This is a genomic window from Winogradskyella sp. (genome assembly GCF_016744625.1).
Taxonomy (GTDB): Bacteria; Bacteroidota; Bacteroidia; order Flavobacteriales; family Flavobacteriaceae; genus Winogradskyella.
The window spans coordinates 1-7,663 of record NZ_JADGDZ010000123.1; the positions used below are offsets into that span (position 1 = coordinate 1).

General features: G+C 31.9%; 8 protein-coding genes. 3 read left to right on the top strand and 5 right to left on the bottom strand.

The window, feature by feature from the left end; all coding sequences use genetic code 11:
- The first annotated feature begins 90 nt into the window (after positions 1-90).
- The 3 genes from QZZ53_RS16115 to QZZ53_RS16125 all read left to right on the top strand — a co-directional run bounded on the left by QZZ53_RS16115 (position 91) and on the right by QZZ53_RS16125 (position 1,488).
- Positions 91-324, top strand: coding sequence for a thioredoxin family protein (locus QZZ53_RS16115; protein WP_296386593.1), 234 nt, complete (start codon positions 91-93; stop codon positions 322-324).
- A 129-nt stretch (positions 325-453) separates the two neighbouring features.
- Entirely contained in the window at positions 454-1,056 is a 603-nt protein-coding gene (locus QZZ53_RS16120; RefSeq protein ID WP_296386594.1) for a MarR family transcriptional regulator, read from the top strand.
- Positions 1,057-1,059: 3 nt separating this feature from the next.
- The gene (locus tag QZZ53_RS16125) at positions 1,060-1,488 is read left to right on the top strand and encodes an SRPBCC domain-containing protein (protein WP_296386596.1); all 429 of its coding nucleotides are present in this window, start codon (positions 1,060-1,062) and stop codon (positions 1,486-1,488) included.
- Here the strand turns inward: QZZ53_RS16125 and QZZ53_RS16130 are convergent.
- The 5 genes from QZZ53_RS16130 to QZZ53_RS16150 are packed head-to-tail and all read right to left on the bottom strand — an operon-like array spanning position 1,485 to position 7,447.
- Complete coding sequence (locus QZZ53_RS16130) at positions 1,485-2,975, bottom strand: cellulose synthase family protein (protein WP_296386607.1); 1,491 nt, start codon at positions 2,973-2,975, stop codon at positions 1,485-1,487. The genes QZZ53_RS16125 and QZZ53_RS16130 overlap by 4 nt on opposite strands.
- Positions 2,975-3,670, bottom strand: a complete 696-nt coding sequence (locus tag QZZ53_RS16135) for a glycosyltransferase family 2 protein (protein ID WP_296386598.1) — start codon at positions 3,668-3,670, stop codon at positions 2,975-2,977. The genes QZZ53_RS16130 and QZZ53_RS16135 overlap by 1 nt, the downstream gene beginning before the upstream one ends.
- Positions 3,670-4,509, bottom strand: coding sequence for a hypothetical protein (locus QZZ53_RS16140; protein WP_296386599.1), 840 nt, complete (start codon positions 4,507-4,509; stop codon positions 3,670-3,672). Before QZZ53_RS16140 ends, QZZ53_RS16135 begins: the two co-directional genes overlap by 1 nt.
- 17 nt (positions 4,510-4,526) lie before the next feature.
- On the bottom strand, positions 4,527-6,140 hold the full coding sequence (locus QZZ53_RS16145) for a 4Fe-4S dicluster domain-containing protein (RefSeq protein WP_296386602.1): 1,614 nt from the start codon (positions 6,138-6,140) through the stop codon (positions 4,527-4,529).
- Between the two features lie 2 nt (positions 6,141-6,142).
- Entirely contained in the window at positions 6,143-7,447 is a 1,305-nt protein-coding gene (locus QZZ53_RS16150; RefSeq protein WP_296386604.1) for an FAD/NAD(P)-binding oxidoreductase, read from the bottom strand.
- Positions 7,448-7,663: the final 216 nt, after the last annotated feature.

A 7,663-nucleotide genomic window follows, 5' to 3' on the forward strand; every position in this document is an offset into this window, starting at 1 on the left:
ATTTAAAAAAATATGTTAAATAATTTTAATAGTAAGGAATCCTAACTATATTTGTGTTACAATAATGCATTAACTTAAATTTTTATAACAATGAGTAAATCAATTTTTTATCACGCAGGTTGTTCAGTATGTATAAGTGCAGAACACGATATTATTAACCTTGTAGGTGAAGATAACGTAGAGGTTGTGAATATTGGTGAAGTAACCAATAGAATAGTTGAAGCCGAACAAGCAGGTGTTAAGTCAGTTCCTGCTTTGATAACACCAAATGGAAATGTACTCCATATTAACTTTGGAGCTTCTATGGAAGCTGTAAAAGGTTAATTTTTTAATCAATAAAGTTAGGAATCCTAATAAAATTATAAATAATGAAAAATCAATAAGAATTGACTTAATTTAATTAGGATTACTAACTTTACCTATTGCAATAATTAGTGATAGGTATTTGTTTTTATGAGTGACTTCAATCCAAAATATCAAATAGATAATATAACCAGTAAGATTGTTGCTGGCTTAGAACGTATTTCTGAAGCTTATAAAGTACTGCTATGGGAAAAAGCAAAGCTGTTGAGCTTAAGTCCTATTCAAATTCAAATTTTAATATTTGTAAAGTATCACAAACAAGATTTATGTAACGTAAGTCATTTAGCGAAAGAGTTTAATATTACGAAACCAACTGTAAGTGACGCCATTCGAGTTCTACTCAAAAAGGAACTTATAATTAAAACATTTCCAAGTACAGATAGTAGGAGTTATGCTGTACAACTTTCAGTGTCTGGTAAAAAAATAGTTGAAGAGATAGAACATTTTGCAGATCCTATAAAGCAACAAATAAATGCACTTAGTACTCAAGAACAAAACAACTTATTCAAGCCTATTTATGAGTTGATTTATAAATTAAATCAAGCTGAAATATTAACAGTACAACGCACATGTTTAGGTTGTCGTTTTTATGATAAAAAGAATACTAAACCTTATTGTAATTTATTAGAAAAAGAACTGAAAGATACTGATATTAGAATTGATTGCGAAGAGTTTCAATTAAAAAAAGTATAGATTATGAGCCATTCCATTTACTTCAATTTCATTATAAAGAGCGATAAATTTAGTGTTTACAAAGCAGTTTCAGAACCTGAGCATCTAGAAAAATGGTGGCCATTAAAATGTTCAGGTATTCCGCAAGTAAATGAAGCATACAATTTCAACTTTACAGATGAATATGATTGGTATGCTGAAGTAAAAAGCTGTAAACAAAACGATCATATTCATTATAAAATGATAAAGTCAGACAATGATTGGAATCCTACAACTTTTGGGTTTAAATTAAAGGAAAAAGAAAATGGAATCTGTCTTAACTTTTTTCACGAAGATTGGCCAGAATGTAATTCGGAATTTAAACATTCGTCCTTCTGTTGGGCAATGTTATTAAATGGACTAAAAGAATATTTAGAGAATGGAACGGTTATTCTGTTTGCGGAAAGAAGTTAAACTTTAGAGCTCAATGACTTAAAGAATACATAACCAAAACCGATAAAAAGCATTAAGTGAAACGGAAACAAACCGAAGTCACCACCTTGGTCTCCTACTATAAAAGCACTATACATACCAAAACCAAAATAGAGCATTAGAATGCCTTCGATAATAACATTTGGCGATAGGTTTTTACGTAAATATTTATTGTTTTTAAGGTTGTCTTTATACTTACTTAAGTTGAATTTTGGCGTACGTACAAACTCACTACGCTTACCAGCATGGCCTTCGAGAACAGCAATAGAATTATGTAATGAAAAGCCCATTGCTATTGAGAAAAACGTAAAAAACATGCCTACATAACTGAAGAATTTTTTAAAGCCACTACCATAAATACTTTTATACATAAACCAATAGCAAACAAAGAATATGATAGTACTCATTACGAAGAAGCTCATTACGTAAAAGTAGTTGCGTAAATGTGCATATTCATTTTTAATATAGAGCATAGGAATACTTAAAATAGCAACCGTAAATATGCTTAAAAACATAGTGCTATTTAGTAAATGTAGTAAGCCATGTATTTTTGTTTTTGTTGAAATATTTTTAGATTTAACAACACGTTTTAGCATCTTTCTAAAGTTCTCAGCACCACCTTTATTCCAACGAAATTGTTGCGAACGTGCAGCACTAATAACAATAGGTAATTCTGCTGGAGTTTCAACATCTTCAAGATATTTAAATTCCCAATTTTTTAGTTGTGCTCTATAGCTTAAATCTAAATCTTCAGTAAGCGTATCTCCTTCCCAATTACCAGCATCTAGAATACATTCTTTTCTCCAAATGCCTGCTGTACCATTAAAATTAATAAAGTGTCCTTTACTATTTCTGCCAACTTGCTCTAATGTAAAATGCGCATCTAATGCAAATGCTTGGATTTTGGTAAGTATGGAGTAATTTCTATTAATGTGTCCCCATCGAGTTTGTACAACACCAATTTTTTTATTCTTAAAATAAGGAATGGTGCGTTTTAACCAATTTGGTTGCGGTAAAAAGTCAGCGTCAAAAATCGCAATAAATTCACCTTTTGCAATTTCTAAACCTTCTTTTAGTGCACCAGCTTTAAAGCCACTTCTGTCAGTTCTGGTAATATGTGTAATGTCTAATCCCGTAAGTGCTAATTGTTCAATATGTGCTTTTGTAGTTGCAACGGTTTCGTCTGTGGAATCATCTAAAACCTGAATTTCTAATTTGTCTTTAGGATATTCGATTAATGCAATATTGTCGAGTAAACGCTCCATTACATACATCTCATTATAGATAGGGAGTTGAATAGTTACATATGGAATTTCTTCATCTTTAGATAAATCGAAAGTATCACAATCCTCTCTTTGTTTTTTTGAAGATAAATAATTGTAAAGCAAATTCAACTGAGCCAGCGAATACATAAAGATTAGTACTATGGCGATAGTATAAATTACAATTATGGTATATTGAAGATAGATCACTTAAAACTATATTTAAAAATCCATGTCAAGATTTTCACGCCTGCAAAGATAGCACCTTTTATCGTACCTGAAACTTTTGAGACGCCTATTCTGTTTCTGTAATTAACTGAAATTTCACTATAACTTAATTTTTGTTTTAATGCTTTGAGTTGCATTTCTACAGTCCAACCATACGTTTTGTCTTCCATTTTTAGACCTAATAATTTCTCGTATTTAATTGCTCTAAAAGGGCCTAAGTCTGTAAATGTTGAACGAAAAAATAATTTCATTAAACTGGTAGCTAGCCAATTACCAAATATCTGAGGAACTGTCATAGAACCTTCTTCTCTAAGTTCTTTAACTCGCGCACCAACTACAAAATCAACATTGTCTTCAATTATTGGCTTTACTATTTTAGTTAGCTCTTCAGGATAATCGCTATAATCTCCATCTAGAAAGACTACAATATCTGGTCGCTCAGTATAATCAAAGCTGGCAATGTAATCCATGCCTTTTAAGCAAGCATAACCATAACCTTTTTTGTGTTCAAGTAATACTGTAGCTCCAGCTTTTTGAGCATTGATTTCCGTATTGTCTGTTGAATTATTGCTCACCACAATAATCTCATCAACAATTTTTGGAATGTCTTTTATAACTTGTGGAATAGATTCCTCCTCATTAAAAGCAGGGATGATGACTACAATTTTGGTCATTAACTTTTTAGATCTGATAGTTTATTTTCTTTCTTAAATGACTTTAAATCCGTCCATTCTTTAATCTTTTCTCCTTTAAAATATTTTACAGCCGAAGTCAGTTTTTCATTCTTATACATTAAACAGTATCCGTTTTTTTGATTATTACTTAATTGACATTTATGATTAATCTTTTCGTTCTCGTCATAAAATAACCACCAATTTTGTTTTTTGCCATTTAAGAAATGACCTTCGGATGTTTTTTTACCATTCGCGCCGTAAAATTGCCAATAGCTAGTGAATTTTCCTAACTTAAATTCACCATCTTTTTCTAATCGCCCATTTTTATGATAGAATTTCCAGTAGCCTTTTTCTTTGTCTTTCCGAAATACACCTTCTTTTTTGAGTTTGCCGTTGTTATAGAATATTTTCCAATAACCTATTTTTTTTCCTTCATCAAGCAATCCTTCTCCATATAGAGTGCCATTTTTGTGGTAAAATGCCCAATGGTCCGTTTCTAATCCATTTTTAAAATGACCTTCTCTTTTTAGGTTTTTGTTTTTGTGATAAAACCTCCAGAAACCTGTTGGGTTTTCATTATCGAAATGGCCTTCGACTTTTAGATTTTTGTTTGTATAATATGCTTTCCAATAACCAATTTGCTTATCATTCTTAAAACTCCCTTCTTCTTTGAGATTTCCGCTGATAAAATAAAATTTCCAATATTCTACTTTTTGATTATTTTCTATCCAGCCTTCATCTTTTAAATTCCCATTATCATAGTATGTTTTCTTATAAATTCTTTCCGCTGAAGCATTGGAACTAATAATTAATACTAATATAAAGAGGATGTTTTTCATGTAATTTTAAACAAAAACTATTTCTGATTTACCAATTTCATTAGGTCCACATCGTTTCCTAATAAAACCTCAGTCGGATTAATTCTCCCTTTCATACTATCATTTTCTAGTTTTAGTACACCTCTTGGGCAAACGGCAGAACAAATACCACAGCCAACACAACTAGAACGTACAATGTTTTCACCTTTTTGAGCATAGTGTCTTACATCGATTCCCATTTCACAACTGTTAGAGCAGTTTCCGCAAGAAATACATTGACCTCCGTTAGTTGTAATTCTAAATTTAGAAAATAAACGTTGTTGAAACCCCAAAATAGCTGCCATTGGGCAACCAAAACGACACCAAGAACGACTACCTAATATTGGATAAAAACCTGTTCCTATAACACCAGAAAATATTGAGCCAATGTAGAAACCATAAGCTGACTTCAGAGCACTAGATTTAATTAAAAATATATCACCATTAATTCCGGTAAAGTAAATTATAAATAAAGATAGAATGACTACAGCATATCCAATAGCACCATAGCGTGCGTCTTTACCTAATTCATTTCTTTTAAAACACATAACTCCAGCAAATATTACTGTTAAAAAAACACCAACACTTATAAGAAAAGTTTCATTACTTAACCAATAATTACCTTCGACAAATACTCCATCTATCCAACTTCCTTTTAAGAAAGAACTGACTACAGCAACCGTCATTATTACAGAGAAAACTAATACAGTATGAATTAACCAACGCTCTAATTTCCATGCAGACATTTTTTTAGTAGATAAATGTCTAAACGAGTCTCCAGCAGTTTCAGCTAATCCTCCACAACCACAAACCCAAGAACAGTACCACCGTTTTCCGTATTTATAAGTTAGTATAGGCGTGATGACTAATGTCGAAATAACACCGAAAATGATTAAAATAATTCCGATGTTTCCAGTTTTAAGGAATTCACCTAGGTGATAATCTTGAAAAAGATAATAATTAAGTGGCCATACACTTTTCAAATCATAATAAGGTAAACCGTTATTCATGACGTACATAAATTCTGGAATTAAGTAAGCAAAACCTAATTGAAAGAACATTACTGAAACTGTACGGATTTGTTGGTAGCGATTATGCTTGTATTTGAGAATAAATTTATATCCGAAAGCTAAAATCGCAACTGTGTAAAGCGTTCCATATACAAACCATTGACTGGCGTCTCTACCACTTAAAAGATTACTTAAAGGATCAAAAAGTGCAATTAATCCAGTGTTTATTCCGTTAACTCCTTGCCCTAATCCTAATAGTTCTTCATAAAAGTAAAGGACAATATAAAATCCTGTAAGAATGACACCAACTATCCAACCCCAAACTCCACGAGAAGAAATAGATTTAAACCACTGCCCATCATTCTTTATACCTTCAAGTTTATTTAGATAGGCTTCTCTAGAATATACTATAATTCCAATGGCAATAAAACCAAGAGAAAGTGATAAGAATAATCCTTTATTAGGAAAATCAGTATTGAAAAGCGCCAATGCTAATATAAATAGACCAATAACTCCAATTACTAAAGCGACTTTTTGTTTTGTTGTAATATCTAAAGCATCTGGTTTTGCTAAAGACATACTATGATTTAATTTATTGCTCATTTTTATACGGTTTGTAGTTGGTTATTGTATGCGGAAAGAATATCGTTTTCAAATTTTGAATAAAATTCAGGGTCGAAATTGGCTTCGAGTAAATGATTCATTACATAATCTACATCTCTTTTTTCTGTTAGCCATTTGTCAAAAGTTTCATGGCGCATTCTAATTCCGAAAGTGTTAATGCCTAAGAATTCATTGGTGTCTTTATGGTAAGCTACAGTAATACACTTAGTGTCATCTGTATGTTTCCAATGGAAATGTTGCTCATGTTCTGGTCGACCTTTACCACCAAATACCCAACCATAGGTTTGATATTCGATATCCATAAATTTTGCTGAATTGAACCAATGACCTGGTCTGTACTCTATACGATTACCACAAATAGTTTGTGCTAAGGTTTCTCCCATCATACGACCTGTGTACCAAACGGCTTCTATAGGTCTTCTGTTTCCTATGGCTTCATGTTGTTCTGCACAATCACCTATCGCATAGACATCAGGAATATTAGTTTCCAAGTAACGGTTGACTTTAACTCCACGTCCAGTTTCAATTTCTGAATCTTTTATGAAATTGATATTCGGAGAAACACCAGCTGTGAGCCCAACAACATTACATTCTAACTCTTCTCCTGTTTCTTCAATAATTACGGATTTTACTTTTCCGTTTTCGTCAGACTTTATTTCTTTTAGATTAGTAGACAAACGTAAATCGATATGGTGATTTTTTATATGTCTATTAATCATTTCACTCTCACCTTCTGGTAAAATACCATTCCAAAAACTAGATTCACGAACTAAAAATGTCACAGGAATACTTCTAGAATTCAACATTTCGGCAAGTTCAATGCCTATTAGTCCACCACCAACAATAACAGCGCGTTTACAAACGTCTTTATTTGGAGCATGCTTTTCAAGATTATCTAAATCTTGTTTATGGTACATTCCCATAACACCATCCAAGTCTTGACCTGGCCAACCAAATTTGTTAGGTTTACTTCCTGTTGCAATTACTAATTTATCGTATTGTAATGTATCCCCTTCCGAAAAATGAAGTGTCTTAGATTTTGTCTCAATAGTTTTAACGTAACCCTTTTTGAGCTCTATTCGGTTCTTTTTCCAGAACCAATCTTCGTAAGGTTGGGTGTGTTCAAACTTCATATGTCCCATAAATACATACATTAATGCTGTACGTGAAAAGAAATAATCAGTTTCTGCGGAAACAATAGTGATTTTTTTGCCGGAAAGTTTTCGGATATGTCTTGCTAGTGTAACGCCAGAAATTCCGTTTCCTATGATAACGATGTGTTCCATGAAATTTGATTGTTAGTTAGTTTACATCAGATAAATCATAAAATAATTCAAACTTTTAATTTCAATAATTCTATGTTCTACCAGATGTCTGTCGAAACTAAAGGTAATAACTTAATCTTGGATTCTTATTTATATCCTTTTTAAATTAATTAGTGTTCTGTAAGGTTTTGTAATTAAGTAAGACGTCAAAATTCTTTTAAAATTCTTGTAAGCCCA

What these genes read in the sequence shown, in the direction of transcription:
- QZZ53_RS16125 (WP_296386596.1), top strand. Translation starts at nt 1,060, where the DNA reads ATGAGCCATTCCATTTACTTCAATTTCATTATAAAGAGCGATAAATTT.
- QZZ53_RS16150 (WP_296386604.1), bottom strand. Translation starts at nt 7,447, where the DNA reads ATGGAACACATCGTTATCATAGGAAACGGAATTTCTGGCGTTACACTA.
- QZZ53_RS16120 (WP_296386594.1), top strand. Translation starts at nt 454, where the DNA reads ATGAGTGACTTCAATCCAAAATATCAAATAGATAATATAACCAGTAAG.
- QZZ53_RS16135 (WP_296386598.1), bottom strand. Translation starts at nt 3,670, where the DNA reads ATGACCAAAATTGTAGTCATCATCCCTGCTTTTAATGAGGAGGAATCT.
- QZZ53_RS16145 (WP_296386602.1), bottom strand. Translation starts at nt 6,140, where the DNA reads ATGAGCAATAAATTAAATCATAGTATGTCTTTAGCAAAACCAGATGCT.
- QZZ53_RS16140 (WP_296386599.1), bottom strand. Translation starts at nt 4,509, where the DNA reads ATGAAAAACATCCTCTTTATATTAGTATTAATTATTAGTTCCAATGCT.
- QZZ53_RS16115 (WP_296386593.1), top strand. Translation starts at nt 91, where the DNA reads ATGAGTAAATCAATTTTTTATCACGCAGGTTGTTCAGTATGTATAAGT.